General features: G+C 66.3%; 24 protein-coding genes. 11 read left to right on the top strand and 13 right to left on the bottom strand.

Annotated features, from left to right (window positions below; translation table 11 throughout):
• The first annotated feature begins 264 nt into the window (after window positions 1–264).
• The 5 genes from PXJ20_RS17690 (at window position 265) to PXJ20_RS17670 (ending at window position 5,772) form a co-directional block, all read left to right on the top strand.
• A complete protein-coding gene (locus PXJ20_RS17690; protein ID WP_421030592.1) occupies window positions 265–882 on the top strand; it encodes a DUF4126 domain-containing protein in 618 nt (205 codons plus the stop codon).
• A gap of 89 nt (window positions 883–971) precedes the next feature.
• Entirely contained in the window at window positions 972–3,602 is a 2,631-nt protein-coding gene (locus tag PXJ20_RS17685) for an ABC transporter permease (protein WP_421030995.1), read from the top strand.
• Window positions 3,603–3,716: 114 nt separating this feature from the next.
• Entirely contained in the window at window positions 3,717–4,127 is a 411-nt protein-coding gene (locus PXJ20_RS17680; RefSeq protein WP_126878499.1) for a group II truncated hemoglobin, read from the top strand.
• A 284-nt stretch (window positions 4,128–4,411) separates the two neighbouring features.
• A complete protein-coding gene (locus PXJ20_RS17675; protein ID WP_421030593.1) occupies window positions 4,412–5,143 on the top strand; it encodes an alanyl-tRNA editing protein in 732 nt (243 codons plus the stop codon).
• On the top strand, window positions 5,140–5,772 hold the full coding sequence (locus PXJ20_RS17670) for a DUF924 family protein (RefSeq protein ID WP_421030594.1): 633 nt from the start codon (window positions 5,140–5,142) through the stop codon (window positions 5,770–5,772). Before PXJ20_RS17675 ends, PXJ20_RS17670 begins: the two co-directional genes overlap by 4 nt.
• Window positions 5,773–5,853: 81 nt before the next feature.
• On the opposite strand, the gene PXJ20_RS17665 is transcribed toward PXJ20_RS17670, so the two are convergent.
• From PXJ20_RS17665 to PXJ20_RS17615, 11 genes are all read right to left on the bottom strand, one after another.
• A complete protein-coding gene (locus tag PXJ20_RS17665) occupies window positions 5,854–7,803 on the bottom strand; it encodes an ArnT family glycosyltransferase (protein WP_421030996.1) in 1,950 nt (649 codons plus the stop codon).
• Between the two features lie 453 nt (window positions 7,804–8,256).
• Window positions 8,257–9,003, bottom strand: coding sequence for an SDR family oxidoreductase (locus PXJ20_RS17660; protein WP_017774382.1), 747 nt, complete (start codon window positions 9,001–9,003; stop codon window positions 8,257–8,259).
• A 64-nt stretch (window positions 9,004–9,067) separates the two neighbouring features.
• A complete protein-coding gene (locus tag PXJ20_RS17655) occupies window positions 9,068–9,652 on the bottom strand; it encodes a TIGR00730 family Rossman fold protein (protein ID WP_277597608.1) in 585 nt (194 codons plus the stop codon).
• Window positions 9,653–9,720: 68 nt separating this feature from the next.
• Window positions 9,721–10,431, bottom strand: a complete 711-nt coding sequence (locus PXJ20_RS17650; RefSeq protein WP_421030595.1) for a TetR/AcrR family transcriptional regulator — start codon at window positions 10,429–10,431, stop codon at window positions 9,721–9,723.
• A 234-nt stretch (window positions 10,432–10,665) separates the two neighbouring features.
• Complete coding sequence (locus tag PXJ20_RS17645) at window positions 10,666–11,385, bottom strand: diacylglycerol kinase (protein WP_421030596.1); 720 nt, start codon at window positions 11,383–11,385, stop codon at window positions 10,666–10,668.
• 63 nt (window positions 11,386–11,448) lie between these two features.
• Entirely contained in the window at window positions 11,449–12,480 is a 1,032-nt protein-coding gene (locus tag PXJ20_RS17640; RefSeq protein WP_126878502.1) for a glycosyltransferase family 4 protein, read from the bottom strand.
• A gap of 77 nt (window positions 12,481–12,557) precedes the next feature.
• Window positions 12,558–13,520 (bottom strand): UDP-2,3-diacylglucosamine diphosphatase, encoded by a 963-nt coding sequence (locus PXJ20_RS17635; protein WP_421030597.1) that lies wholly within the window; start codon window positions 13,518–13,520, stop codon window positions 12,558–12,560.
• 187 nt (window positions 13,521–13,707) lie between these two features.
• The gene (locus PXJ20_RS17630) at window positions 13,708–14,196 is read right to left on the bottom strand and encodes an RDD family protein (protein ID WP_413213849.1); all 489 of its coding nucleotides are present in this window, start codon (window positions 14,194–14,196) and stop codon (window positions 13,708–13,710) included.
• Window positions 14,197–14,292: 96 nt separating this feature from the next.
• The gene (locus PXJ20_RS17625) at window positions 14,293–15,063 is read right to left on the bottom strand and encodes a DUF3106 domain-containing protein (RefSeq protein WP_277597611.1); all 771 of its coding nucleotides are present in this window, start codon (window positions 15,061–15,063) and stop codon (window positions 14,293–14,295) included.
• A gap of 16 nt (window positions 15,064–15,079) precedes the next feature.
• Window positions 15,080–15,508 (bottom strand): DUF3619 family protein, encoded by a 429-nt coding sequence (locus tag PXJ20_RS17620; RefSeq protein WP_017774389.1) that lies wholly within the window; start codon window positions 15,506–15,508, stop codon window positions 15,080–15,082.
• On the bottom strand, window positions 15,505–16,068 hold the full coding sequence (locus tag PXJ20_RS17615; RefSeq protein ID WP_017774390.1) for an RNA polymerase sigma factor: 564 nt from the start codon (window positions 16,066–16,068) through the stop codon (window positions 15,505–15,507). Before PXJ20_RS17615 ends, PXJ20_RS17620 begins: the two co-directional genes overlap by 4 nt.
• Window positions 16,069–16,440: 372 nt before the next feature.
• Between PXJ20_RS17615 and PXJ20_RS17610 the strand changes: the two genes are divergently transcribed.
• The 6 genes from PXJ20_RS17610 to PXJ20_RS17585 all read left to right on the top strand — a co-directional run bounded on the left by PXJ20_RS17610 (window position 16,441) and on the right by PXJ20_RS17585 (window position 23,542).
• Complete coding sequence (locus PXJ20_RS17610; RefSeq protein WP_026121352.1) at window positions 16,441–18,204, top strand: acetolactate synthase 3 catalytic subunit; 1,764 nt, start codon at window positions 16,441–16,443, stop codon at window positions 18,202–18,204.
• Window positions 18,205–18,366: 162 nt separating this feature from the next.
• Window positions 18,367–18,858, top strand: coding sequence for an acetolactate synthase small subunit (ilvN, locus tag PXJ20_RS17605; RefSeq protein WP_017774392.1), 492 nt, complete (start codon window positions 18,367–18,369; stop codon window positions 18,856–18,858).
• A 69-nt stretch (window positions 18,859–18,927) separates the two neighbouring features.
• Window positions 18,928–19,944 carry a ketol-acid reductoisomerase gene (gene ilvC, locus PXJ20_RS17600; RefSeq protein ID WP_017774393.1) on the top strand — a complete coding sequence of 339 codons (1,017 nt, stop codon included), beginning with the start codon at window positions 18,928–18,930 and terminating at the stop codon, window positions 19,942–19,944.
• 184 nt (window positions 19,945–20,128) lie between these two features.
• A complete protein-coding gene (locus PXJ20_RS17595) occupies window positions 20,129–20,767 on the top strand; it encodes a phosphatidylserine decarboxylase (protein ID WP_017774394.1) in 639 nt (212 codons plus the stop codon).
• A 22-nt stretch (window positions 20,768–20,789) separates the two neighbouring features.
• Window positions 20,790–21,662, top strand: coding sequence for a CDP-diacylglycerol--serine O-phosphatidyltransferase (gene pssA / locus PXJ20_RS17590; protein ID WP_017774395.1), 873 nt, complete (start codon window positions 20,790–20,792; stop codon window positions 21,660–21,662).
• 329 nt (window positions 21,663–21,991) lie between these two features.
• Window positions 21,992–23,542: a 2-isopropylmalate synthase gene (locus PXJ20_RS17585; protein ID WP_017774396.1), complete on the top strand. Its 1,551-nt coding sequence runs from the start codon at window positions 21,992–21,994 to the stop codon at window positions 23,540–23,542.
• A 100-nt stretch (window positions 23,543–23,642) separates the two neighbouring features.
• Here the strand turns inward: PXJ20_RS17585 and PXJ20_RS17580 are convergent, their stop codons facing one another.
• Both PXJ20_RS17580 and PXJ20_RS17575 read right to left on the bottom strand, forming a co-directional pair.
• Complete coding sequence (locus PXJ20_RS17580; protein ID WP_421030598.1) at window positions 23,643–25,235, bottom strand: SulP family inorganic anion transporter; 1,593 nt, start codon at window positions 25,233–25,235, stop codon at window positions 23,643–23,645.
• A gap of 73 nt (window positions 25,236–25,308) precedes the next feature.
• The gene (locus PXJ20_RS17575) at window positions 25,309–25,950 is read right to left on the bottom strand and encodes a carbonic anhydrase (protein ID WP_421030599.1); all 642 of its coding nucleotides are present in this window, start codon (window positions 25,948–25,950) and stop codon (window positions 25,309–25,311) included.
• Between the last annotated feature and the right edge of the window lie 2 nt (window positions 25,951–25,952).

Raw genomic sequence — 25,952 nt, 5'->3', positions numbered from 1 at the left:
GCGGCGGAACGCGAATCTCCGTGGCTATAATGCAGCGATCCGGTCTTGAAATTGGCTCGCGCCCCATGCGGCGCGGGTTCGGCGGTTCGATACGCGCTTGATGCGCGCCCGATGCATCCTTGATGCCCCGCTTGAGGCCCTGCGTGAGGCCCAATTGACACCCGATTGATACGCGACGCCCCGCCTCGATTGGCCGGTCCGCTCCATTCGAGGACGCGCTCGCGAACAGCCGCAGCCGCGCCGGCCGCGCGCAAGGAGGGGGCAATGCTTGAACCACTATCGCTGGCAGCAGGCCTTGCCTGGGGCAGCGGCTTGCGCCTCTATCTCACGGTGCTGATCGCGGGCGTTCTGGAGCGCCTCGGCTTCATCCATCTGCCCGACACGCTCGCGGTGCTCGCTTCGCCCTGGGTGCTGACGGCGGCGGCCGTGCTGACCATCGCTGAATTTCTCGCCGACAAGATTCCCGCCTTCGATTCGCTCTGGGACGCCGTGCACACCTTCATCCGCATTCCCGCGGGCGCGGTGCTCGCGGCGGGCGCGCTCGGTCACGCCGACCCGGCGGTGCTCACGGTGGCGGCGCTCGCGGGCGGCACGCTCGCTGGCACGACCCATCTCGCCAAGGCGGGCACGCGCGCACTGATCAATCTCTCGCCGGAACCGGTGTCGAACGTCGTGACCTCCACCGCCGAAGACGGCCTCACGTTCACCGGCGTGCTGCTCGCGCTCTTCGTGCCGCTGCTCTTTCTGGTGCTGCTTGCGGGCTTCCTCGCCGTGGCGCTGTGGGCGCTGCCGCGGCTGTGGCGCGGCGTGCAGGGCGGTTTCAGGGGGATGGCGACGCATATGGTGTCGCGTTTCGGAACGTTGAGGAGCCGACACGATTGAGCGAAGCACAGAAGGTCAAGGCAAGCCTGCCGAAAGACGCGGCGCCGCGCCGCTACCGATGGTTCGACGTGGTCCGCCAGGCCGCGCGCATGACGGCCCGCGACTGGCGCGCGGGCGAACTGACCATGCTTGCGCTCGCGCTGGTGCTGGCCGTCACCGCGCTTTCGAGCGTCGGCTTTCTCGCTGACCGGCTGCAACAAGGGCTGGAACGCGACGCGCGACAAATGATCGCGGCCGACTTCATCGTGCGCGCCGACCATCCCGTCGATCCCCAATTCGCCCGCGAGGCCGAGACGCTCGGCTTGCGTACCGCATCGACAGCGATTTTTCCGACGATGGTGAGCGGCGGTGCGGCTTCGGCGTCGGGGGCGGCTGCACCTACGGGCGCAACTTCGGGCTCAACTTCGGCCTCAAGCCCGGCTGCGGCCGCGACGCGCGCGCAGCCGGGCGGCGACGTCGCTCAGTCGCAACCGGCAGCCGAGGCCGCCCAGCCTGCGCCCACCCTCGCACGCCTCTCCGCCGTGAAGGCCGTCTCGCCGGGATATCCGTTGCGCGGCGCGCTGCGCATCGCGTCCGGGCCCAACGCGCCGGATCACGCCGCGACCGGCATCCCCGCGCCCGGCACCGTCTGGGTGGACGAACAATTGCTCGATACGCTCAAGCTGCGCGTGGGCGACACGGTGCTGGTGGGCGGGCGCACCTTCAAGGTGGCCGCGATGATTACGCGCGAGCTGGATCGCGGCTTCTCGTTCGTCAATTTCTCGCCGCGTCTCATGATGCGTGCCGACGAGCTTTCGTCCACCGGCCTGATCGGCTACGGCAGCCGGGTCACCTGGCGGCTGCTCGTGGCGGGGCCCGATGCCGCCGTGGCGCGTTTTGCCGGGTGGGCTCATGCGCGCGTGGACGGCGGCAAGATGCGCGGCGTCGCGCTCGAATCGTTGCAGGACGGGCAGCCGCAGGTGCGGCAGACGCTCGATCGCGCGGGCCACTTCCTCACGCTCGTCGCGCTGCTCACGGCCTTGCTCGCGGCGGTCGCCATCGCCATGACCGCGCACCGCTACACGCGCCGCCATCTGGACAGTTGCGCGCAGATGCGCTGCCTCGGCGTGAGCCAACGCACGTTGCGCGTGCTGTTCACGCTCGAGTTCCTGACGGTGGGGCTCGTGGGCGGCATCGCGGGCCTCGCGCTTGGTTTCGGCGGACACCTCGCTTTGCTCGCGTGGCTCGGTAGTCTGATCGACGTCGCGCTGCCGTATCCGCGTGTGTGGCCCGCGCTCGAAGGACTGGCGGCCGGTCTCGTGCTGCTGCTCGGCTTCGCGCTGCCGCCGCTGTTGCCGCTCACGCGCGTGCCGCCGGTGCGGGTGCTGCGTCGCGAGTGGGGCGAGGCGGGGCGCACGGCGTGGGCCGCTTACGCGCTCGGCATCGCGCTCTTCGCCGGCCTGCTCGTGCTCGCGGCGGGCGAACTCAAGCTGGGCGGCATCGTGGCGGGCGGCTTCGCGGGCGGGCTGCTGCTGTTCTCCATCGTCGCGCGGCTCGCGCTCTGGGCCGCCGCGCACGTGGCGCGCAGCGAGCGCGTGAACGCGAGCGTCGGCTGGCGTTATGCGCTGGCTTCGCTGGAGCGGCGGGCGGGCGCGAGCGCACTGCAGATCACGGCGCTCGGCATCGGGCTGATGTGCCTGCTGCTCATCGCGATGACGCGCAACGACCTGATTGACGGCTGGCGCAAATCGACGCCGCCCGACGCACCGAACGAATTCATCATCGACATTCAGCCCGACCAGCGCGCAGGCGTGCTCGACTACCTGAAGGCGCACGGCTTTGCCGACGTGACGCTTGAACCGATGGTGCGCGCGCGGCTCGTCGCCATCAACGGCAAGCCGGTCAATCCGGACAGCTACAAGAGCGAAGACGCGCGGCGCCTCGTTGACCGCGAATTCAACCTCTCGTACACGACGAAGCTGCCCGACGACAATCGCATCGAAGCGGGCAAGTGGTATGGCGACTCGAAGGCGCCGCAGCTTTCCATGGAGCAGGGGCTCGCCAAAATCCTCAACGTGAAGCCCGGCGATACGCTGCGCTTCGACGTGACGGGCATGACTGTCGATGCGCCCATCACGAGCACGCGCAAGCTCGACTGGGGATCGTTCAAGGTGAACTTCTTCGTGCTGATGCCGCCCGCGCTGCTGCAGGATTTTCCGTCGATGTTCATCACGAGCTTTCACGTGCCGCGCGAGCAGCGCGGCGTGATCGACGGACTCGTTGCCGCGTATCCGAACGTCACCGCCATCGACACCGCGCCCATCCTCTCGCAGGTGCAGCGCGTGATCGGCCAGGTGATCGGCGCCGTGCAGTTTCTGTTCGCGTTCACGCTGGCGGCGGGGCTGCTCGTGCTGTACGCAGCGCTCGCCGGGACCCGCGACGAACGTGTGCGAGAATCCGCGCTGCTGCGCGCGCTGGGGGCCTCGCACCGCCAGGTGCTCACGGTGCAGTTCGCTGAATTCGCCGTGGTGGGCGCGCTCGCGGGGCTCATGGGCGCGGCAGGCGCGCAGGCCGTGGGCGTGGTGCTCGCCACGCGCGTGTTCGACTTCTATCTCGCCTTCGACCCGTGGCTGCTGCCGGCCGGCGTGGTGGCCGGCGTGGCGTGCGCGGCGGTGGGCGGCTGGCTCAGTCTGCGCAACGTGCTGGCGCGGCCGGCACTGCAATCGCTGCGGGACGCGTGAGACGCGATGCATCAGGGGCGTGATGCGGTCTTATCGCCGAGGCTTCATTGAAGCCGCGTCAATGAAGCCGTGCTTTCCCGCCCGCATTTTTTTCCGACTTCCTTTCTTGACCGTATGACCGATCCGAACGACGAAGCGCCGACCCAACCCACGGCCTTCGAACTCGTGGGCGGCGAGGCGCGCGTGCGCGAACTCGTCGACCGCTTCTATGACCTGATGGACCTCGAGCCCGAATTCGCGGGCCTGCGCGCGCTGCATCCGCCGACGCTCGACGGCTCGCGCGACAAGCTCTTCTGGTTCCTCTGCGGCTGGCTGGGCGGCCCGGACCACTACATCAGCCGCTTCGGGCATCCGCGGCTGCGCGCGCGGCACCTGCCGTACGCCATCGCATCGGACGAGCGTGACCAGTGGCTGCGCTGCATGGCCTGGGCGATGGAGGACGTCGGTTTGCCCGAGCCGCTGCGCGAGCGTCTGCTGCATTCGTTTTTCGAGACCGCCGACTGGATGCGCAACCGTCCGGGCTGATCTCCGGGCTGATGTGCTGGTTGATGTGCAGGCTGAGGTCCTGGCTGATGGCGCGCTGCGCCGGCGGTTCAGTGCTGGCCTGTTCGTCGGAACAGTACAGTCCGGTGACAGTTGGCCTGGAGGCGGCCTGTCCCCCGCAGCGCGGGCGACGCAATAATGGCCGCCATGCCGCATGGTTGGTGTGGCGCGCCGGTGGTACGCAAGTCGCACGCTTGTGGCACCTTTATGGCACCTTGAGCGCCCGCCGCCTCCATGAAGCCCCACGAAACCGACAGGAAACGATCATGACCACGAAGGCGCTCTTTCGCGACGACGCTTATCTCACGCAATGCGACGCGTTGATCACCGCGATCGACGAGCAGGGCATTCATCTCGACCAGACGGTGTTCTATCCGCTCGGCGGCGGCCAGGCGGGCGACACGGGTGCGCTCACGCTCGAAGACGGCACGCGCATCGCGATTGCGGACACGCGCAAGGCGAAATTCGACGGCGCTACACCGGACGACGCTGTCCACGTGCCCGCGCCGGAACAGGAGGCGCTGCTAGCGCGCCTGCGTGTGGGCGAACGCGTGCGCGCGGAGATCGACTGGGCGCGCCGCTACCGGCACATGCGCCTGCATACCGCGAGCCACCTGATGTGCGCGGTGCTGCCGTATCCCGTGGATGGTTGCAGCATCACGGCGGACTACGCGCGGCTCGACTTCGCGACCGTGGAGCCGATCGAACGCGACAGGGTGGAAGCGCGCCTGGGCGACCTGGTGGAAGGCTCGCATGCGGTGGCCACCGTCTGGATCACCGACGACGAAATGCAGCAGCGTCCCGAACTGGTGCGCACGATGAGCGTGAAGCCGCCCATGGGACTGGGCCGCGTGCGGCTGCTGCGCATCGAAGACGTGGACCTTCAGCCCTGCGGCGGCACGCACGTGCGCAATACGAGCGAGATCGGCGCGCTGCGCGTGGCGAAGCTCGAAAAGAAGAGCGCGCGTACGCGGCGGCTCGTGCTGGAGTTCGCATGAGCGCGTCAGTCGCAGCAGGCAGCGACTGGAGCCGCGATTACGCGCAGCTCGATGCCCGCGCGAAGGCGGTGCTCGACTTCTGGTTCGGCGAGCCGGATTTGCCCGGCTACGGCGCGAAGCGAAAGATCTGGTTCGCACGCGACGAAGCGTTCGACAGCGAGCTTCGCGAGCGCTTCGGCGAACTGATCGTGCTGGGCCGCGAAGGCGCGCTCGATGCGTGGACCGCCACGGCGCCCGGCGCATTGGCGCTCGTCATCGTGCTCGACCAGTTCTCGCGCAACTGCCATCGCGGCACGCCGCACGCATTCGCGGGCGATCCAAAGGCGCTCGCTGTCGCGAGGCAGATGGTGGCGAGCGGCGCGGACCGTCTGCTGCCCAGCGTGCATCACCGCGCGTTTGCGTACCTGCCGTTCGAGCACGACGAGTCGGAGGCGAGCCAGCACGAATCGCTGCGGCTCTTTCGCGCGCTCGCCGACGAACCGGGCGGTGACGACTACTACCGGTACGCGGTGCGGCACGCGCAGGTGATCGAGCGCTTCAGGCGCTATCCGCATCGGAATGCGGCGCTCGCGCGGCCCTCCACGCAGGAGGAAGAGGCGTTCCTGCGCGAGCCGGGGTCTTCGTTTTAGGGGTTTCGGCGGGTTTGCCGTGGTAGTGGCCCGCGGTGGTGGATTCGCGGGCCAGCGCTTCACACTGGGCTCAAACGATATTCAATCGAGTGGCGGCATCGCATCGGGCGTGCGCACGAACACGCGCAGCAGTTCGTCCGTATCGCCGGGACGCGCGCCCGACCAGAACAGCTGCCAGCCGTCGCCGGGCGAGCGCGCGTCGTTCCTGCGGCTCTCCACGATGAGCCACGTGCACTCGGTGGTCGCCGGGTCGGTGGGTACGTGTTCGATGCCCGCGAAGTAATACAGCATGGGCGCTTCAGATTCGCCGAGCCCGCTGCTCGCCATGCAGTCGCCCTCGTTCCATTCGACGGCGAGATGCGCGGAGAGGTCTTCGAACACCGAGCGGTAGCTCTTCGCTTCATCGAGCCACGGCAGCAGCAGCGTGCTGATGAGCCCCCACACGGCGGTTGCGCCGAGGCACCAGCTGAGCGCGCCGCGCCAGCGGCCGCTGTGCTTGAGCGCGGGCAGCAGCCAGAGCCAGCCCGCGGTCAGCGCGATGCCGGCGGCGACGAGCGTCGGTCGCACCGGCATCGTCCAGTCGAGCGGCAGCCAGCGGCCGAGCCGTGCGAGCGAGGCGTGCGTGCCGACCGGGCCCGTCATCGTCGACCAGATGATCCACGCGAGCAGCACGAGGGAGCCGAACAGCACGCGGCCCGTCATGTCCCAGATCACGGCAAGACGCGCGGGCAGCCGGCGGATGCCGTCGGCGGCGAGCACCGCGAGCGCCGGCATGAACGGCAGGATGTACAGCACGCGCACCGTGGCCGACGTCTGCAGCACGGCCACGCCGACGCCTGCGAAAAGCGTGGGCAGCGCCACCTGGGGCTCGCGCCAACGCCGCCAGGTGCCCGTTGCCAGCGCGACGAAGGCGAGCGGCCCCGCCGGGAAGCCCGCCGTGAGCAGCGCGCGCAGGGCGAACAGATGTCCGTCGTTTTCCGAGCCCAGTTCGGGCACCGAAAAACCGAGGAAGCGGCCGACGTTGTTGTCCCAGAACCAGACCTTGAAGAGCGCCTCGGAGCGCAGATAGAAACAGACCGGCCAGATCAGCGCGAACGGCGCGCACACCAGCGCGGCTACGGCAAGCGAGCGCATGAACGCGCGGCTGCGGCAGGCCGGATAGAGCGCGAGCACGCCGCAGACGGTGGCGCCGAACACGAGCGGCAGGAACAGTCCCTTGGTCATCAGCGTGATGCCCACGCCTGCGCCGAGCAGGGCGGCGGGCACGCGCGTGTTGGTCTGCGTGTCGGGTTGCGACCGTGTCTTTGTCCGTGCTTCTGTCTGTACCCCGGCCGTGGCTGTGCCGCCGTTCGTTTGCGCCTGATTGGCCGGACGGGCGGCCAGATGCGCGACCACCAGCTCGTAGAGTCCGCACAGACCCATCGCCGCGCCAGCCATCAGCGCGACGTCGGTCATCATGTCGTGAACGTGCTTGATGACGACGAGGCTGCCCGCAAAGAGCGCGACCGTACCGATTACGCGCAGGTCGAGCCAGCGGGCGGCGCCGGTCGTGCGCTTCGCGAGGCGCGCCGTGAAATAGAGCGCCAGCGCGGCGAACAGCGCGCTCGCGAGACGAGCCGCGTCGTGCAGGGGCAGATACCGTCCGAGGCTCCACGCGAGTCCCGCTGCGACCCAGTCGTAGAGCGGCGGCTTTTCGACGAACGGCTGCCCCGCGTTGGTCGGCACGACGAGGTCGCCCGTTTCCAGCATGTGCTGGACGATGCCGAACGTGTAGGTCTCGTCCTGCTTCCACGGGTCGTGGCCCAGCGTGCCGGGCAGCAGCCACGCGCAGACAAGCGCAATGGCGACGAGCCAGATCAGCCGACGCGACCATGCGAGCGCCCGCGTGCCCGAAGCGGGCGCGAGCGGCGGACCGAGTGGATCGGCAGGAACGGGCGCGACGGCTTCGCCTTGCGAGGCGAGCGCAATGGGTCGCGCGGGGGACGCCGTGCCTTCGGCGGATGGCGTGCCGGCAGACGCTTCGGGGGCCATGGCCGTTGATGCCGCGACCGGAAGGACGGCTGCGGCCAGACCGGACGCCGGCGAGCCGGCATCGGGCGTACCCGCCGCCGGCCCTCCCACAAGCCCGGCGACGGGGTGATTCGGTTGACGCATCTAAAGATCTCACTCTCGCTCCCGGCTGCTTTGGCGAGGAGCTGTGTGCATAGGGTCTTGTCCACCGGCGGTGCGCGTGTGGCGCGCAGGTCCGTGTCGCGCGGTGGACAAACTGTCCCGCGATTCTATAGGGGGATTATTACAGCAGGTTACGAAAAGCGAAGGACAGTCGTAATCAAGCGACGGTGGGAAGGCAGGCCGGCGAGAGGTGATTGGAGCGGGTCGCGTAGACCGGGTCGCGCCAGACCGGGTCACGTGAACCGGGTCGCGTAGACCGCGTCTGCTTGCGCGAGACGCGGTCGTGAAAGGCCGGTGGAGTGACGCAGCCCGTCAGCGGCCGGCGCTGACGTCGAGCAGGGCGCCCGTTACGTAGGAAGCGGCGTCGCTGAGCAGCCAGACGATGGCTTCGGCCACCTCGTCGGCGGTGCCGGGCCGGCCTAGCGGCGTCTGCGCGCCGAGCACCGCGGCGCGCTCGGGGCGTCCGCCGCTCGCGTGAATGTCGGTGTCGATCAGGCCAGGCCGCACCGCGTTGACCCGCACGCCTTGCGGCCCGAGTTCCTTGGCGAGGCCGATGGTCATGGTGTCGACCGCGCCTTTCGACCCTGCGTAGTCGACGTATTCGTTCGGCGAGCCAAGGCGCGCCGCAGCCGACGACACGTTGACGATCGCACCGCCGTCGCCGCCGCGGTCCTTCGACATGCGGCGCGCCGCTTCGCGCGCGCAGAGGTAGGCGCCGTAGACGTTGACGTCGAACATGCGCCGCAGGCGCTCCGCGCTCATGTCGGCGAGCGGCAGGGAGGGCGCGACGATGCCTGCGTTGTTGACGAGCGCATCGATGCGGCCGAACGCCTTTTCGAGCGTATCGAACATGGCGATGACGTCGGCCTCGTTCGCCACGTCGCCGCGTATCAGGCGGGCGTGGCCACCGGCGCGGCCCACTTGCGCGGCGACTTCCTGGGCGGCGGCTTCGTTGTGGGCGTAGTTGACGCCCACGGTCCAGCCCCGCGCGCCGAGCAGCCTTGCCGTCGCGCGGCCGATGCCGCGGCTCGCGCCCGTGATCAGAACGACTTTCGACATTGCGGCCTCCCGCCAGTCAGGTTCACGACGTCACATCGCGTGATTGCAGAAGCTTCGGACGGGTTCAAACGGCTTCGCGCGCCGTCGTCCATTTGTCGGCGACGGGCGGCTGGTAGCGCTGCAGTTTCGCGATCAGCGCATGCGGATCGGCTTCGACCTGCAGGATGTCGAGCCAGTTCTGCCGCATGAAGCCTTCCTGCACGGTGTGCCGGAGCAACGCCATCAGCGGATCGTAGAACCCCTGAATGTTGAGCAGCGCGACCGGCTTCTGGTGATAGCCGAGCTGCGCCCACGTGAATACCTCGAACAGTTCCTCGAGCGTGCCGGCGCCGCCGGGCAGCGCGACGAAGGCGTCGGCGAAGTCGGCCATCATCTTCTTGCGCTGATGCATGTCGGGCACGACGTGCAGTTCGGAGAGGCCGGTGTGGCCCACTTCCTTGTTGACGAGCAGCTCCGGAATCACGCCGATGGCGCGGCCGCCCTGGGCCAACACTTCGTCGGCGATAGCGCCCATCAGGCCGACCTTGCCGCCGCCGTAGACGAGCGCCAGATCCGCTTCCACGAGCGCGCGGCCGAACGCCCGCGCCGCCTCCCGATAATCGTTCCTCACACCGAATGAGGAGCCGCAATAAACACAAACCGACTTCATTGCCGAACGTTCCTGTTTTCGTTGCCGTCGAGCGGGCGGGCCGCCGCAGCGGCCGTGCCCAGGGGGTGTCATGCGCCGCCCGTCGCGTTTTCGCGTGGCGGCAGGTAGTCGTAGAACTCGCGCCGCGGCAGCCGTCCCGAGACGAGGTCGTCGAAGATCTGGCGCGAGCGGCCGCGCAGGTACGGCGCCATCAGCGACACGATCTGCACGCTCACCTGGTGCAGCTCGGCGCGGATCGCTTCCTGATCGTTGTACTTGCGCGGGTTCATCACGAACTGATACGACAGCCAGTAGGTGCCGATAAGCCCGATGTTGGTGCCGATGACGTTGATCTCGTCGGGCGTGGCGACCATCTCGCCGTCCGAGACCAGTTGCTCGCAGAACTGGCCGGCGAAGCGCACCTTGTGGCTGATGATCTGCTTGAAGTGCATCTCCAGCGTGCGGTTGCGCGCGAGCAGGTCGTTGAGGTCGCGATAGAGGAAGCGGTAGCGCCACATGAAGTCGACCATGTACTGAAGGTACGACCACATTTCGTCGATGGTGACCCGATGGTCGTCGGGAAAGCGCAGCCGCTTTTCGATCTCCTGCTCGAACTGGCTGAAGATGCTGTTGATGATGTCGTCTTTGTTGCGGAAGTGGTAGTACAGGTTGCCTGGACTGATCTCCATTTCCTCGGCGATCGTCGTCGTGGTGACGTTCGGTTCACCGATCTCGTTGAAGAGTTTCAGAGAGAGCTCGAGAATCCGCTCACGGGTGCGGCGGGGAGGTTTGGCTTCCATGTCGTCCGGCCCTGGTTCTTGCCGGGCAGGCGCGCGGCGGCGGGCCGTTCGCGCGCCTGCCCGGACACGGTTGGTCTTTTTTAAGACTATCGTTCGATTATAAACCGACCATTTCCCGCCGAAGCTCAGGGTTCCCACGCAGTGCGGCGATGCGCCGTCCGGTGCACGCGAGCGTCTTTTCCACCGTTTTGCGCCACTTTTGCGCGGCGCTTCGGTCCGCCTTCTACCGTGCGCCTACGGCAGCGCCGCGAGCCAGCGCGAGAGCAGCGGGCCGACGAGCGGGGCCAGGATCAGCACCCACGTCATCACGCAGACGAACAGCGCCACCATCACGGCGGCGCTGCCCAGGTCCTTGGCGCGCCGCGACAACTCGTGACGCTCGAGCGAAATGCGGTCGATGGCCGCTTCCAGACTCGAATTGAGCAGCTCGACGATCAGCACCAGCAGCACGGAGCCGAGCAGCAGCACGCGCGCGACCGGCTCGACGGGCACCAGCAGTCCGATGGGCAGCAGGATCGCGGCGAGCGTGAGCTCCTGGCGAAATGCGCTTTCCACGCGGATGGCCACGCGAAAGCCGGCCAGCGAGTTCTTGAGCGCATGCCACGCGCGCGTCACGCCGCGGTTGCCCTTGTACGGGTTGAATGGCAGCGGGGCGAGCGGATCGTCGGGGCCGAGCGGCTCGTGCATTTCGGCGTGGTCCGCGTGGTTAGCCTCTACGCGGTGGGCGGGCTGGGCGGGGGAGGGGCGCATGGTGTGCCGCGAGGGCGCGTGCTCGTGGTCGGGTTGCCCAGCATGATACGCGCCGGGCTCGCCGCCACCCGGCTTGCGGCCGGACATCGGCGGGTCACGCCGAACGCCGGGGCCGGCCAATGCGTCAGCTGCCGCCGCATTGGCCGTGGCAGCCGTGGCGTCCGGTGCCTCGCGTTCGCGCTCCTCGCTTGCGGAAGAAGGCATGGGAGAAGGCACAGGAGAAAGTCGTCGCATGGTGGAAGGTTGGCGGCAGTAGCAGGGCCGCCGTCACGCGGTGGCGCTGCGCTCCTCGACGGTCGCGCGCGGCAGCGGTTTCAGGTGTGCCGCGAACTGCGCCGACGCGGCGCTCCACGAGAACCGCTCGGCCCACGCGCGCGCGGCGTTCCGGTCGATCTTCAGCGCTTCGAGGCAGGCTTCGCGCAGGTCTTCGTTCATGGCGCCCGCGCCGCCGTCGCCGAGCACGTCGATCGGCCCCGTCACCGGGTAGGCCGCGACCGGCGTGCCGCATGCAAGCGCTTCGAGCAGCACGAGGCCGAACGTGTCGGTGCGGCTCGGGAACACGAATACGTCGGCGGCCGCGTAGACCTTTGCGAGCTCGGCCTGGCTCAGCACACCGAGGTAGTTCGCCTGCGGGTAGCGCGACTTCAGTTCGCCGAGCGCCGGACCTTCGCCCGCCACCCACTTCGAGCCGGGCAGATCGAGCTTGAGAAATGCCTCGACGTTCTTTTCGACGGCGACACGACCGACGTACAGGAAGATCGGCCGCGCCGTGTTGAGCACCTTCGAGTCCATCTGATGAAAGATGTCGAGGTCGACGCCGCGCGTCCACAGCACGACGTTCGTGAAGCCGAACTTTTCGAGATCGGCCTTGACGACCGGCGTAGGCGCCATCACGGCAAGCGATGGCTTGTGGAACCAGTGCAGGAAGCGGTAGGTGGCCGCGAGCGGAATGCCGAAGCGGGCCTGCACGTATTCGGGAAAGCGCGTGTGGTACGCGGTCGTGAACGGCAGCCGATGCGTGATCGCGTAGCGGCGCGCTGCGAGGCCGAGCGGACCTTCGGTCGCGATGTGCAGCGCGTCGGGTGCGAAGTCGTCGATGCGACGGTGCAGCTTGCCCTTCGGGAACAGCGACAGGCGGATTTCCGGGTAGGTGGGACACGGTACCGTGCGGAACTCCAGCGGCGTGACGATCTCCACGCGGTGGCCGAGCGCGGTGAGCTCGCGCGTCGTGTTCTTCAAAGTGCGCACGACGCCGTTTACCTGCGGCTCCCATGCGTCCGTCACGATCATGATCTTCATCGGTGTCTGGCCCTCTCGAGTGTCTTGCGCGTGCTGCGCCGGTGGTGGCTGCTGCGGGTGCCCGTGGGGCGCGTGGATCATGCCGCGGCCTTCGCCTTGCCGGTCTTCGCCGGTACGCCTTGCGGGCTGCGCATCACGGTCCAGTAGATGACCTTGAGTTCGCCCTCGAAGGTCTCGACGAGCGCCGAGAGGCTCTCCACCCAGTCGCCGTCGTTGCAATAGAGCACGCCGTCGATGTCGCGGATCTCGGCCTTGTGAATGTGTCCGCACACCACGCCGTCGCAGCCTCGGCGGCGCGCTTCCTCGGTCATCACACGTTCGAACGACGAGATGAAGTTCACCGCGTTCTTCACCTGGTGCTTCAGATACTGCGAGAGCGACCAGTACTGGAAGCCGAGCCGGCTGCGGATGCGGTTGAACCAGCGGTTGAGCACGAGGATCAGCGTGTACAGCGTGTCACCGAGGTAAGCGAGCCACTTCGCGTGCTGGATCACGCCGTCGAAGAGGTCGCCGTGCACGATCCACAGGCGCTGGCCCGCGATGGTGGTGTGAAATGCCTCGCCGCGCACGTGGATGTCGCCGAACGCGAGGTCGCAGAATTGCCGCGCGCCTTCGTCGTGATTGCCGGGGATGTAGACCACGTGCGTGCCCTTGCGCGCCTTGCGCAGGATCTTCTGCACCACGTCGTTGTGCGCCTGCGGCCAGTACCAGCCCTTTTTCAACTGCCAGCCGTCGATGATGTCGCCCACGAGATAGAGGTATTCGGACTCGTTGTGACGCAGGAAGTCGAGCAGATAGGGCGCCTGGCAGCCGTTCGAGCCCAGATGGATGTCGGAGAGCCAGATGGTGCGGTAGCGGTGCGACGCGGGGTGGTCGTCGTCGTGATGCGGTGCATCCGGTGCGTTCTGGTGCGTGAGCGGATGCGGCGGCTGAGGCGGCAAGGGCAGGGAGCCTGCCGGCGCGCCTGGCGTGAAGGCGACGGGTTCGCCACCCTGGCCGGTCTGACGGAAAAAGGAACTCACGGACGTCTTCGTGGCCATGGCTCGCGCGGCGTGTTTCGGTATGCGAATTCGGCCACGCGCGCGTGACCGAGCCGTGACAGTCACGAGAATTTCTTATTACGCGGCGGGAAGTGCGGCTGGGTTTGCCGCGCGTGTGCGGTGCGTTGTGCGCCTCGTGGTCGTCACGCATCGAGCGGTTCGATCCGCTCGACGACGGGCGAGGCGCTTAGCGTACGACCGCGACGATGCGGGTGCCGGCGAGCCGGTCGTGCAGGAACTGACGGCTCGCGCCGATGCGGCCCGTTGCGGCCCACAGCACGAACCAGAGCGCGGCGACGAGGAGGGTGTGCGGCAGCGTGAGGCCCGCGACAGGATGCAGCGCAAGCGGCGGCAGGAACCACAGCAGCGCAAGCAGATAGCGCGCGATGGCGCGCGGCACGGAGAGGGGCGTGTTGTTCGGGCCGACGACGCGCAGGCGCCAGGTTTTCATCGGCAGCGTCTGTCCGCCGTGCGTCCAGAACCAGACGAAGTAGATGCCCACGACAAGGCCGATCCACGCGGCAAGCAGGTTGTGATGCGTGAGCCCGTTGCGCTGCTGCGTGAGCGTACTGAAGAGATAACCGGCGAAGAAAACCACGCCGAAGAGAATCATGGCCTCGTAGAGGAGCGCGGCGAGGCGGCGGCGCACGGTGGGGGGGACGTCGCCGGCCGCGATGCCCTGCGGCGAAGGCGATTCAGTGACGGTCGGGGAGCGGGAGGTGTTCAGGCCGGACACGATGGCGGGTCGATCACGTCGGAGAGCGATGGCCGCTCAGGAGCCGTTGAAAACCGACGGCGCTTCAGAGGGCGAGACGGGCACCGGTGTGGGCGGCAGGCTGCTGCTCGATGGAAGCGGCATGGCCGGTGTGGCGGGCGATGCACTCGCCGCCTGCGAGGTCGCGGCGGCCGGCACGGCGCTGCCCGGCTGCACGGCGCTCGCGCCCGCTGCGCGCTCGCGGGCGCTCAGCAGCCGGTTGATGCCGCGTATTTCGCTCTTGCCGCTCGGCGGGGCGCTCACCACGGTCGGGCGACGCTTGCGTTCGGTGGCGGCGAGCCGCTCCTTCTGCTCCTCGGAGAGCGCCTGATACGCCTTCCAGGCGTTCTGCCGCGCCTGCGGCGGCAGCTCCTTCGATACCTGATAGTTTTCGCGTGCCACGCGCCGCTGCTCGGGCGTCATGCGGACCCACTCGCTCATGCGCTCCTGGAGTCTTTTTTGCGCTTCCGGCGACATCTTCGCGTAGCGGGACGCAATCTTGAGCCACTTGCGCTTGCGTTCCTCGCTGAACCGATCCCATTCGCCGGCGAACGGCGCGAGCGCCGTGTGCTGCGCGTCGCTGAGGCGCGCCCACGAGAGCGGGCTGGTGCTGGTATTGAGCGGCGGAAAGTCGACAGTGAGCGACGGCTCGCCCGCGCCGGCCTTGGCCGGCGTGCTGAGGGCCGGCGCGGCGGCGCCCGGATGGAACCGTGGGTAAGTTGCGGCGTACGACACGAGCGCCGCGATCACGCACCCGAAGACTACGGCGAGGCCGCGCTTGTAACTCACCCGATCGGTCCCCCGGTTAGCGTGCGCGCGAAAGATAGGCGTTGAAACCGTGGTCGAGATACGCGTTGAGCGGCAGGTCGTCGCTCAGCATGGCGGCGTCGATGTCCGCGAGTTCGGCCGTGCGCTGGTAGTCCTCCCAGTACGCAATGGCGACGAGACCCACAACGAGCGCGACGAGCGGCCATGCGAATGCGAAGCGGCGCAGCCGCGAACGCTGGCGCGGCGCCAACGGCGCCGGCATGGCACCGGGCATGCCGGCTGCGACGAGCACGGGCGCGACGACGCGCACCTCGGCCGGTTCGGCTTTTTTGCGGGCGAGGGCAGCGCGGCGGGCCGCGGCAAGGCGATCGACAGTAACGGGCGGGATGCTGGCGGCGTTTTCGTCGAGCGCACGGCGCAGCTGCCGCGCAAACTCGAGTTCTTTAGTTTCGAGAGCGGAGCTCATAGCGTGATTCCTTTGGCCTTGAGCGCCTGCGCCAGCGTGTGGGTGGCCCGCGAGCAGTGCGTTTTTACGCTACCCTCGGAGCAGCCCATGGCGGCGGCAGTCTCGGCGACATCCATATCTTCCCAGTAACGCATCAGAAACGCCTCCCGTTGACGTGCCGGCAGTTTCTGGATCTCCTCCTCGATCAGCTTGAGCACCTGCTCGCGCTCGAGCTGTTGTTCGCCGCTCTCCGCGCCGGACGGGCTGCCTTCGGCCTCGAATGTTTCCAGCGGATCGAATTCCTCGTCTTCGGCGTTGCCGAGCGAGGAAAAGAGTGTCACCCACGTATTGCGTACTTTTTGCCGACGGAAAAAGTCGTGCGTCGCATTCTGAAGAATACGCTGAAACAAAAGTGGCAGTTCGGCCGGGGGACGGTCGCCGTATTTCTCGGCGAGCTTGATCATCGCGTCCTGCACGATGTCGAGTGCCGCGTCGTCGTCCCGCACGGCGTAGACCGTCTGCTTGAACGCGCGCCTTTCGACGCCCGCCAGAAAATCGGCGAGTTCCTTGTCTGATGCCATCCGCTGAAGGTCGGCGCAGCCAGCGTGCGCGTAATCGTTCGAAAAATGTCGTAAAACCCGCGGATGCTAGCAAATTTTCGCGCCTTCCAGGGGACAGACGGGCCGCTTCCGTGCCACCGGCGCGCCTCTGACGGCCGCCCGGACGGGCCGGGCCGGGCAAAAACGCTTGTCTGGAGCGAGTGCAGGAAGGATTTACTTGACCGCGCGCGCGCCAGCAGATATCGTCGCTGGTTCGCAACATAAGTGACTTGTCTCAATTGAGGCGTGGCCCACAAAGCTCGCCTATCAACTGGACGCGCCGCTTGAACCCGAGCCACAAGCCCGGCAGAGAGCACCCGATCAATTTTTTGCCGAAAATTTGAAAGGTGAATAATGAATATGCCCAGCGCGGAATTCTCCACGTCGGATACCTCTACTCTCCCTGAAACCGACTCTATCGGCGCCACCGTGCTCATGAAGGCACTGGCCGACGAAGACGTCGAATTCGTGTGGGGCTATCCCGGCGGCTCGGTACTCTACATCTACGACGAACTCTACAAGCAGGACAAAGTCCAGCACGTCCTCGTGCGCCATGAGCAGGCCGCAGTCCATGCGGCGGACGCCTATGCGCGCTCCACGGGCAAGGTCGGCGTATGCCTCGTGACCTCGGGTCCGGGCGTCACCAACGCGGTGACCGGTATCGCCACGGCGTACATGGACTCGATTCCGCTTGTCATCATCAGCGGCCAGGTGCCCACGTCGGCCATCGGCCAGGACGCCTTCCAGGAGTGCGACACGGTCGGCATCACGCGGCCTTGCGTCAAGCACAACTTCCTCGTGAAGGACGTGCGCGAGCTTGCGGCAACGGTGAAGAAGGCGTTCTACATTGCGCGCACGGGCCGGCCGGGTCCGGTGCTGATCGACATTCCCAAAGACGTCTCGAAGACGCCGTGCGCCTACGAGCCCGTCAAGACCGTTTCGCTGCGCTCGTACAACCCCGTCACCAAGGGGCACTCGGGCCAGATCCGCAAAGCCGTGGCGTTGCTGCTCTCGGCAAAGCGTCCGTACATCTACACGGGCGGCGGCATCATCCTCGCCGACGCATCGCGTGAACTCAATCAGTTCGCGGATCTGCTCGGCTACCCCGTGACGAACACGCTGATGGGACTGGGCGGCTACCGTGCCAACGATCGCAAGTTCCTCGGCATGCTCGGCATGCACGGCACTTACGAAGCGAACATGGCCATGCAGCACTGCGACGTGCTGATCGCCATCGGCGCGCGGTTCGACGATCGCGTGATCGGCGACCCGGCGCATTTCGCGTCGCGTCCGCGCAAGATCATTCACATCGACATCGACCCGTCCTCCATTTCGAAGCGCGTGAAGGTGGACATTCCGATCGTCGGCGACGTGAAGGAAGTGCTGAAGGAATTGATCGAGCAGCTCCAGCACGCCGAGCACGGCCCGGACACCGAGGCGCTTGCCGCCTGGTGGAAGGACATCGAAAGCTGGCGCGAGAAGAACTGCCTCAAGTACGACCGCGCAAGCGAGATCATTAAGCCGCAGTACGTCGTCGAAAAACTCTGGGAGCTCACCGACGGCAACGCATTCGTCTGTTCCGACGTGGGCCAGCACCAGATGTGGGCCGCGCAGTTCTACCGCTTCAACAAGCCGCGCCGCTGGATCAACTCGGGCGGGCTCGGCACGATGGGCTTCGGGCTGCCCGCGGCGATGGGCGTGAAGATGGCGCATCCGGACGAGGAAGTGGTCTGCATTACGGGCGAAGGCTCCATCCAGATGTGCATCCAGGAGCTGTCCACCTGCAAGCAGTACGACACGCCGGTCAAGATCATTTCGCTCAACAACCGCTATCTGGGCATGGTGCGCCAGTGGCAGCAGATCGAGTACAGCAAGCGCTATTCGCATTCCTACATGGACGCGCTGCCGGACTTCGTGAAGCTCGCCGAGGCGTATGGCCATGTCGGCATGCGCATTGAAAAAAGTTCGGAAGTGGAGCCGGCGCTGAAGGAAGCGCTGCGTCTCAAGGACCGCACGGTATTTCTCGATTTCCAGACCGATCCCACCGAAAACGTCTGGCCGATGGTTCAGGCGGGCAAGGGCATCACCGAGATGCTGCTTGGCGCGGAGGATCTGTAGCGGCAGCGGGCGGTGAGCCTCGTGCCGGCCCTGCCGCACACGCCTTCACGAAAGGCGAACGCGCGGGCAGCGGCGGCACCGCTGCGCTGCGCGCCATGCAGTGCGCTCGATGAAGAGCGAGGCGCGCAACTCGACTAACTGGAAAACGAAGCGGGAAACACCATGCGACACATCATTTCCGTTCTGCTGGAAAACGAGCCGGGCGCGCTTTCGCGTGTGGTCGGTCTCTTTTCCGCACGCGGCTACAACATCGAAACCTTGACGGTGGCGCCGACCGAAGACCATTCGCTGTCGCGCATGACCATCGTTTCCATTGGCTCGGACGACGTGATCGAACAGATCACGAAGCATCTGAACCGCCTGATCGAGGTGGTGAAAGTGGTCGACCTGACCGAGGGCGCCCACATCGAACGCGAGCTGATGCTGATCAAGGTGAGGGCGGTCGGCAAGGAAAGGGAGGAGATGAAGCGGATGTCGGATATCTTCCGCGGCCGCATCATCGACGTCACCGAGAAGACCTATACGATCGAGCTGACGGGCGCGAGCGACAAGCTCGACGCGTTCATCGAGGCGCTCGACGCAACCGCGATTCTCGAGACAGTCCGCACGGGCGGCTCGGGCATCGGACGCGGCGAGCGCATTCTGAAGGTGTGATGCGCCGGACTCGCACCAGACAACCCACCGGTTTTTTTTGAATACCCTGAATATCGTCAAGGAACAGACATGAAAGTTTTCTACGACAAGGACGCCGACCTCTCCCTCATCAAAGGCAAGCAGGTCACGATCATCGGCTATGGCTCGCAAGGCCATGCGCACGCGCTGAACCTGAAGGAAAGCGGCGTGCACGTCACGGTCGGCCTGCGCCGCAACGGCGCGTCGTGGAGCAAGGCGGAAAACGCCGGCCTCACGGTGAAGGAAGTGGCCGAAGCGGTGAAGGGCGCCGACGTCGTGATGATGCTGCTGCCCGACGAGCAGATCGCCGAGGTCTACAAGAACGAAGTGCACGCCAACATCAAGCAGAACGCGGCGCTCGCGTTCGCACACGGCTTCAACGTGCACTACGGCCAGGTGATTCCGCGCGCCGACCTCGACGTGATCATGATCGCGCCGAAGGCCCCGGGCCACACTGTGCGCGGCACCTACACGCAAGGCGGCGGCGTGCCGCACCTGATCGCCGTGGCGCAGGACAAGTCCGGCGCGGCGCGCGACATCGCGCTCTCGTACGCGGCAGCGAACGGCGGCGGCCGTGCCGGCATCATCGAAACGAACTTCCGCGAAGAAACGGAAACCGACCTGTTCGGCGAACAGGCCGTGCTGTGCGGCGGTACGGTGGAGCTCATCAAGGCCGGCTTCGAAACGCTGGTCGAAGCGGGCTATGCGCCGGAAATGGCGTACTTCGAGTGCCTGCACGAACTGAAGCTGATCGTCGACCTGATCTATGAAGGCGGCATCGCGAACATGAACTACTCGATCTCGAACAACGCCGAATATGGCGAGTACGTGACAGGTCCGCGCGTCGTCACCGAAGAAACCAAGAAGGTGATGAAGGATGTGCTGAAGGACATCCAGACGGGCGAGTACGCGAAGAGCTTCATTCTCGAAAACCGCGCCGGCGCGCCGACGCTGCAATCGCGTCGCCGCATCACGGCCGAGCACCAGATCGAGCAGGTGGGCAGCAAGCTGCGCGCGATGATGCCGTGGATCGCGAAGAACAAGCTGGTCGATCAGTCGAAGAACTAAGCCGGCCGCATGTGGGGAAAGCGGGCGGCCTGGCGGGACGGTTGCAGGTCCAGTCTGCTGCCCGTTTGCCCGGCATGGCGCGCACGCATGTGAAGCGCATGAAGTACCCGGAAGCCGCCCAGGTGTGCAGAACCCTGGGCGGCTTTTGCTATCCTACGGTTTTACAAAAATACCGAAGCCATCAATGAATTACCCTCATCCGATCATCGCGCGCGAAGGCTGGCCGTTCATCGCCATCGCCGCCGTCGTTGCGTTGTTGATCCACGCCATCGCGGGGCTCGCCCTCGCATGGCCATTCTGGTTGATCCTCGTTTTCGTCGTCCAGTTTTTCCGCGATCCGCCGCGTCCCATTCCGCAGCAGGCGAACGCCGTGCTGTGCCCGGCCGACGGCCGGATCGTCGCCGTCGAAACGGCGCACGACCCCTATGCGAATCGCGAGGCACTCAAGATCAGCGTGTTCATGAACGTGTTCAACGTGCACTCGCAGCGCTCGCCCGTGGATGGCGTCATTTCGAAGGTCGAGTATTTTCCCGGCGCGTATCTGAACGCGGCAGTCGACAAGGCATCGCTCGAAAACGAGCGCAACGCCCTCGTGATCAATACGGCGAGCGGGCATACGGTGACCGCGGTGCAGATCGCCGGCCTGATTGCGCGCCGCATTCTCTGCTACGTGCGTGCGGGCGAACCGCTCACGCGCGGCCAGCGTTACGGCTTCATCCGCTTCGGCTCGCGCGTCGATGTGTACCTGCCCATGGGAAGCCGGCCGCGCGTGTCGATCGGCGAGAAGGTTTTCGCGTCGTCGACCATTCTGGCCGAGCTCTAACGCGGCATAGGGAGGTTCTTCGATGGCCGCATTCAAACGCCGACCTCGCAACAGCGGCGGCGCACCTCTGCCGCGTTCCTTTCGCCGCAACAAGAGCGTCCAGGAAACGGTCGCTGTGGACGCGGGCCGGCGGGCCGCGCGTCAGCAGTTCCTGAGAAAGCGCGGCATCTACCTGCTGCCCAACGCATTCACCACGGCCGCGCTGTTCTGCGGCTTCTTCGCCGTGGTGCAGGCGATGAACGTGCGCTTCGAAGTGGCGGCCATCGCCATTTTCGTCGCGATGGTGCTGGACGGCATGGATGGCCGCGTCGCCCGCATGACGCATACGCAGAGCGCCTTCGGCGAGCAGTTCGACAGCCTCTCGGACATGGTGTCGTTCGGTGTGGCTCCGGCGCTCGTGATGTACGAATGGATTCTCAAGGACCTTGGGCGCTGGGGCTGGCTTGCCGCGTTCGTCTACTGCTCCGGCGCTGCGCTGCGGCTCGCGCGCTTCAACACCAACATCGGTGTGGTCGACAAGCGCTTCTTCCAGGGCATGCCGAGCCCGGCAGCGGCCGCGCTCATTGCCGGCTTCGTCTGGCTTGCCACCGACAACCGCGTGCCGCTCAAACTCGGCTGGCTGCCGTGGGTGGCGTTCGCGCTTACCGTCTACGCCGGCGTCACGATGGTGTCGAATGCGCCGTTCTACAGCGGCAAGGCGCTCGACGTGCGGCACCGCGTGCCGTTCGCGGCCACGCTGCTCGTCGTGGTGGCGTTCGTGCTGGTGTCGTCGGACCCGCCGCTGATGCTATTCGGCCTCTTCGTGCTGTACGGCCTTTCCGGCTACGTGTTCTGGGCATACCAGACGCTGCGCGGCCGCACCAACCCGGCGCGTTCGCTGCCTCGCGAACGCTGAGCGGCGCGGGGATTTTCGGCCTCGCGCGGTCCGGCAACAGACGTATGCCGGGCCGCGGTTTTGGCCCCCGGATCGCCCACAGACCGGTGCCGGCGCCAATTGCACGTTTGGCTGAATCCCGCTATAGTCGCCCGCATGGTGACCTTCAAGTTCCCCCTCCTTTCCCTTCTAGCCGGCGCGCCGCTACGCGTGCTAGCGCTAGCGCGCCTGCCGCGCTGATCGTTTCCGCCCTCCGTCTGCCCGTACGTTGTCAGCGTCGCCAGCGGTGGCGCAAACAACCGTATTCCGTACTCCCTTTCCGTTCCTGAGCGAATCCCTGGAGACCCAAGATGGCAGACAAGCTGATTATTTTCGATACGACGTTGCGTGACGGCGAGCAGTCGCCCGGCGCGTCGATGACGAAAGAAGAAAAAGTCCGTATCGCGAGGCAGCTCGAACGCATGCGCGTGGACGTGATCGAAGCAGGCTTCGCCGCGAGTTCGAACGGCGATTTCGATGCCATTCATACGATCGCGTCGATGGTGAAGGAAAGCACGGTTTGCTCGCTCGCCCGCGCGAACGACAAGGACATTCAGCGTGCCGCCGACGCGCTCGCGCCCGCGAACCGCTTCCGCATTCACACGTTCATCGCCACTTCGCCGCTGCACATGGAGAAGAAGCTGCGCATGACGCCGGATCAGGTCTACGAACAGGCTCGGCTCGCCGTGCGCTTCGCGCGCAAGTTCACCGACGACGTCGAGTTCTCTCCGGAAGACGGCAGCCGCTCGGACATGGACTTCCTGTGCCGTGTGCTCGAAGCCGTGATTGCCGAAGGCGCAACCACGATCAATATCGCGGACACCGTCGGCTACGGCGTGCCCGAGCTGTACGGCAATCTCGTGAAGACGCTGCGCGAGCGCATTCCGAACTCGGACAAGGCGATCTTCTCGGTGCACTGCCACAACGACCTGGGCATGGCCGTGGCGAACTCGCTTGCCGGCGTGAAGATCGGCGGCGCGCGCCAGGTGGAATGCACGATCAACGGCCTCGGCGAGCGTGCAGGCAATACCTCGCTCGAAGAAGTCGTGATGGCGGTGAAGACGCGCAAGGACTACTTCGGGCTCGACGTCGGTATCGATACGACGCAGATCGTGCCCGCCTCGAAGCTCGTCTCGCAGATCACGGGCTTCGTGGTGCAGCCGAACAAGGCGGTGGTGGGCGCCAACGCGTTCGCGCACGCGTCCGGCATTCACCAGGACGGTGTGCTGAAGGCGCGCGACACCTACGAGATCATGCGCGCGGAAGACGTGGGCTGGAGTGCGAACAAGATCGTGCTCGGCAAGCTGTCGGGCCGCAACGCGTTCAAGCAGCGTCTCCAGGAACTCGGCATCACGCTCGACAGCGAGACCGATCTCAACAACGCGTTCGCACGCTTCAAGGAACTGGCCGACCGCAAGGCTGAAATCTTCGACGAAGACATCATCGCGATCGTCAGCGAAGAGTCGGCCGAGGCGCAGGAAAAAGAGCACTACAAGTTCATCTCCCTCGCGCAACATTCGGAGACGGGCGAGCGGCCGCACGCGCGCATCGTGTTCACGGTGAACGGCAAGGAAACCACGGCCGAGGCGAACGGCAACGGTCCCGTCGACGCCACGCTCAACGCGATCGAAACCGAAGTGGGCAGCGGCTCCGAGCTCATGCTGTATTCGGTGAATGCCATCACGACCGGCACGCAGGCGCAGGGCGAAGTGACCGTGCGACTCTCGAAGGCCGGGCGCATCGTGAACGGCGTGGGCACGGACCCGGATATCGTCGCGGCTTCGGCGAAGGCTTACATCTCGGCGCTCAACAAGCTGCATGCCGATACGGACAAGCTCAATCCGCAAAGCGGCGGCATCTGACTCACTGCTCCTGTGACGAGGACGCTGCCAGGCGCCCTCGTCGTATTTCTCTTCATGCTTCTCGTGCGGCCGCTTGTAGTTTCAGCGGCCGCTTTCTATTTCAGCGCCCGCCTGTCTGCTGTGCGAGCCCACGGTTCCAGCTCCAGCCGCGCGTCGCGGTGGGCAGCACCGGCGTGGCATGCCGCATCTCGACAGCGATCGCGCGTTCCGGCGCGTCCTCAATGAAGCGGTCGAGCAGTTCCCGTACGTCGTGATCGATGAAGTCGGCACGCGTCGTATCGACGATCACGGTCGCGCGATCCGGAATGCGCGAAAGCATCTGCTTGAGCGGTACCTTGCCGAGAAACGAAACGTCTTTGCGAAACGACAGCAGAAAATGATCGTCGTGCTGCGCAAGCGCGATGGGCCGATGCAGATTCGCCCACAACGCGAGCGCAACGCTGCATGCCACGCCAAGCAGAATGCCCATCAGCAGATCGGTGGCGAGCACGCCGCCCACCGTCGCGACGAACGGCACGAACGGCGCCGCACCTTGCTTCGCCATGGCGACGAACAGCGACGGCTTCGCGAGCTTGATGCCCGTGAAGATCAGAATCGCCGCGAGGCAGGCGAGCGGAATCAGATTGATGACATCCGTGAGCGCAAACAGGCTGACGAGCAGCAGCACCCCATGAAAGATCGCCGACAGACGGCTCTGCGCGCCGGCATGCACATTGGCCGAACTGCGCACGATGACCGACGTGATCGGCAGCCCGCCGATAGCGCCCGCGACCAGGTTGCCCACGCCTTGCGCTTTCAGCTCGCGGTCAGGCGGCGCAGGCCGGCGCTGCGGATCGATCTGCTCCACGGCTTCGAGGCTCAACAGCGATTCGAGGCTCGCGACAACGGCCAGCGTGATCGCGACGATCCATACGGCAGGGTCGGCGAGCCGGGCGAGGCCCGGACCGAAGTCGATGAAGCTGAGCGCGTTGCCGAGTGCCGCAAGCGACGCGAGTTCGGGAAGTGCGACGCGATGCTCGACGGGCAGGGCGAACGAGGCGCCGAGCGCTTCGCCCGCGAGCGTTGCCGCGATGCCGATCACCACGACGGCAAGCGGCGCCGGCACGAGCCGCACCAGCTTGAAGCGGCGCAACGCGCGCGTTTCCCAGCCTGCCAGCAGCGCGAGCGACAACACCGCGACGGCGCACGCCATGGGCGAGACGGCGCCGAACGGCGTGGCGATGGAGCCGGCGTGCGCGACGGCAGATGCCGCGTCGCTTCCTGGGCCCGAGGTGAGCCCGAGTGCGAGCGGCAACTGCTTGATGATGAGCAGCAGCCCGATGGCCGCGAGCATGCCTTTGATGACGGGCGAGGGCACATAGGCCGCAAGCCGTCCGGCCTTGAGCATGCCGAAGACGAACTGGATCGCGCCCGACAGCAGCACGGCGACGAGAAACGCCGAAAAGCTGCCGAGGCGCGCGATACCGTCGATCACGATCACGACGAGGCCCGCGGCCGGGCCGCTCACGCTCAATCGCGAACCGCTCAGCGCGGCAACGATGAGCCCGCCGACGATGCCCGACACGAGTCCGGCGAAGGGCTCCGCGCCGGAGGCTTTGGCGATGCCGAGACAGAGCGGCAGCGCAACGAGGAACACGACGGTGCCGGCGGCAAGGTCGCGCGGTAGCGAAGATAGATAATCTTTCGGGGTCATGGCGAAGTGGGCGGTGAAAGGTGGTGTGCGTGATGCGGTGAGCGTATGTGCGCGCTGAAAGTCTCGAGAGAACTCAAGCCCGTTTGAGCGCGAGTTCGAGCCCTAGGGCGGCCGTGGCAGACACGTGTTCGTATCCCGATTCGAGTTCGCGCAACTGGCCGTCTGCGAGCGAAAAGATCCAGCCGTGCACGAGCGGTGGCGGCTCGCTTCGCGCGACGATGGGATGCTCGCGCAGGCGCTGCACCTGAGCGATCACGTTCAGTTCGGCGAGCCGGTCGATGCGTGCCTGCTCTGGCGCAATGCCGTCGAGCTCCGTGCGATGTGTCTGCGCGAGTTCGCACAGCGGCCGGATGCGCCGGTTCACGTGCGGCAGATGCGGTGCCGGGGGCATGAACGAGGCGCGTACGCCGCCGCATCCGTAATGTCCGCAGACGATGATGTGCTTCACGCGCAACACCTCGACGGCGTATTCGAGCACGCTCATGGAGTTGTCGTCGCCGGCGTCGAACAGGTTGGCAATGTTGCGATGGACGAAGAGGTCGCCGGGTGCGCAATGAGTGACACTTTCGGCGGGCACGCGACTGTCGGAGCAGCCGATCCACAGCACTTGAGGATTCTGGCCCTGAGCGAGCGTGGCAAAGAATTGCGGGTCGCGCCGGGCGATTTCCTGCGCCCAGGCGACGTTCGCGACGAGCATGCGTTTCGGAAGGTTCATAG

Source organism: Paraburkholderia sp. A1RI_3L, assembly GCF_048957895.1.
GTDB classification, from domain to species: Bacteria; Pseudomonadota; Gammaproteobacteria; order Burkholderiales; family Burkholderiaceae; genus Paraburkholderia; species Paraburkholderia kururiensis.
The sequence above is the reverse complement of the archived record's forward strand: the minus strand, read 5'-3'. Positions and strand labels throughout refer to the sequence as shown.